The 2,229-nt window shown below is 67.6% G+C and carries 2 protein-coding genes and 1 pseudogene; all 3 read left to right on the top strand.

Annotated elements, in window-relative coordinates; all coding sequences use genetic code 11:
- A pseudogene (locus VIR09_RS09260) lies at nt 1–871 on the top strand (acetyl-CoA carboxylase biotin carboxylase subunit); the annotation flags it as partial.
- The gene (locus VIR09_RS09255; protein ID WP_332012592.1) at nt 868–1,740 is read left to right on the top strand and encodes a 5-oxoprolinase subunit B family protein; all 873 of its coding nucleotides are present in this window, start codon (nt 868–870) and stop codon (nt 1,738–1,740) included. The pseudogene VIR09_RS09260 and the gene VIR09_RS09255, both read left to right, overlap by 4 nt.
- On the top strand, nt 1,733–2,229 hold a 497-nt coding region (locus VIR09_RS09250; protein WP_414639410.1), incomplete at its 3' end, for a biotin-dependent carboxyltransferase family protein. The genes VIR09_RS09255 and VIR09_RS09250, both read left to right, overlap by 8 nt.

Here is a 2,229-nt window from a genome sequence, read left to right as displayed (position 1 = left end):
CGGCATCCGCGTGGTGCGCGACGAGGCCGAACTGCGCGCGCAAATGCCGCAGGCCCAGGCCGAGGCGCAGGCGGCCTTCGGCGAAGCCGGCGTCTACCTGGAACGCTATCTGCCGCGCGCCCGCCACATCGAAGTGCAGGTCCTGGGCGATGGCGACAACGCCGTGCACCTGTACGAACGCGAATGCTCGCTGCAGCGGCGGCGGCAGAAAGTGCTGGAGGAAGCGCCCTCGCCCGCTCTGGACCCCGCCACCCGGCAAAAGCTGTGCGAATCGGCGGCGCAACTGGCGCGCTCGGTCGGATACCGCGGCGCGGGCACGCTGGAGTACCTGTACGACGACAGCCGCGGCGCGGGCGAGTTCTTTTTCATCGAGATGAACACCCGCATCCAGGTCGAGCACCCCATCACCGAAGCCATCACCGGCGTGGACCTGGTGCGCGAGATGCTGCGCATCGCCGACGGCGAGCCCTTGCGCTGGCGCCAACAGGACATCGCCATCCGCGGCGCAGCGATCGAATGCCGCATCAATGCCGAAGATCCCACCCGCAATTTCGCCCCCAGCCCGGGCCGGGTGGAGCACGTGCGCTGGCCCGGCGGACCCGGCGTGCGCGTGGACTCGATGCTGTATCCCGGCTGCACCGTGCCGCCCTACTATGACTCGCTGCTGGCAAAACTGATCGTCTGGGACGAAAGCCGCGCGGCGGCGTTGGCGCGCATGGCGCGCGCGCTGGACGAAGTCGAACTGGTCGGCGTGCATTCGACACTGGCCCTGCATCGCGAGCTGCTGGAAGATGCGGACGTGCTGGCGGGCCGCTATCACACCAACTATCTTGAAGCCTGGATGCAAAGGGATCGGGAGGATAGGCAATGAGCTTGCGCTACACCCATGGCGGCGACGAATTCATCTTCGTCGAAATCAGCGAGGACATGTCGCTGGAGTCCTTTTTCAAGGGCATGGCGATCACGCGGGCGCTGCGCGAACGCGCGGTCGACGGCGTCACCGAGATCTGCCCGGCCAACGCGTCCTACCAGGTGCGATACGACCCCGACCGCATCGCCCCGGACGCCCTGCTGGCTTTGCTGCGCGAGCTGGAGGCAGGCATAGACCTGGCCAACCTGACGCTGGCGACCCGCATCGTCGAAGTGCCGGTGTACTACAACGATCCCTGGACCCACGAGACGCTGATGCGGTTTCGCGAAAGGCACCAGGATCCGGAATCCACCGACCTGGAATACGCCGCCCGCATCAACGGCCACGATACGGTGCAGGCTTTCATCGATGCGCATTCCGGCTCGCCCTGGTTCGTGTCCATGGTGGGCTTCGTGGCTGGATTGCCCTTCATGTACCAGATGGTGGAGCGCGAGCGCCAGCTGCAAGTCCCGAAATACCTGCGTCCCCGTACCGACACTCCCAAGCACACGGTGGGACACGGCGGCTGCTTCGGCTGCATCTACTCGGTGCGCGGCGCGGGCGGCTACCAGATGTTCGGCGTCACGCCCGCGCCAATCTTCGAACCGGCCCAGCGCCAGGCGCATCTGCGCGATTCCATGGTGTTCTTCCGCCCGGGCGACATCGTGAAGTTCAAGCCCATCACTCGCGACGCGTACGACCAGGCCACCGCGCAGGTCGAGGCCGGCAGCTTCGAGCTGCGCATCCGGCCCGTGTCGTTCTCGCTGGCCGAGTTCCAGCGCGCGCCCGATGCCTGCAACGCCCAACTGCTGGAGACGCTCCATGCCTAACGATCCCATCATCGAAGTCATCAAGCCCGGCCTGGCCACTTCGGTGCAGGACACGGGCCGACTAGGCCACTACCACCTGGGCATTCCGCCGTCCGGCGCGCTCGACCAGTACGCGCTGGCGGCGGCCAATCTGCTGGTGGGCAACGCCGCCGACGCCGCCGTGCTGGAATGCACCCTGCTCGGTCCCGAACTGTTGTTCCACCGCGCCGCCGTGATCGCCGTGACGGGCGCCAGCATGATCCCCAAGATCGATGGCGTGACACAGGCCTGCAACGTAGCGCTGGCGGTGCAGGCTGGCAGCCGGCTGTCGTTCGACTTCGTGCAGGCCGGCGCCCGCGCCTGCCTGGCCGTGGCCGGCGGCATCGACGTGCCGGTGGTGCTGGGCAGCCGCTCGACCTATGCGCTGGGCGCCATCGGCGGCCATCAAGGCCGCAAGTTGCAGGCCGGCGACCGGCTGGCGGCAGGGCAGGCGTCCATCCGCACGCGCGT

This window comes from Achromobacter sp., from assembly GCF_036567245.1.
Classification (GTDB): Bacteria; Pseudomonadota; Gammaproteobacteria; order Burkholderiales; family Burkholderiaceae_B; genus Achromobacter.
This window is presented reverse-complemented; position numbering and strand designations above follow the sequence as displayed.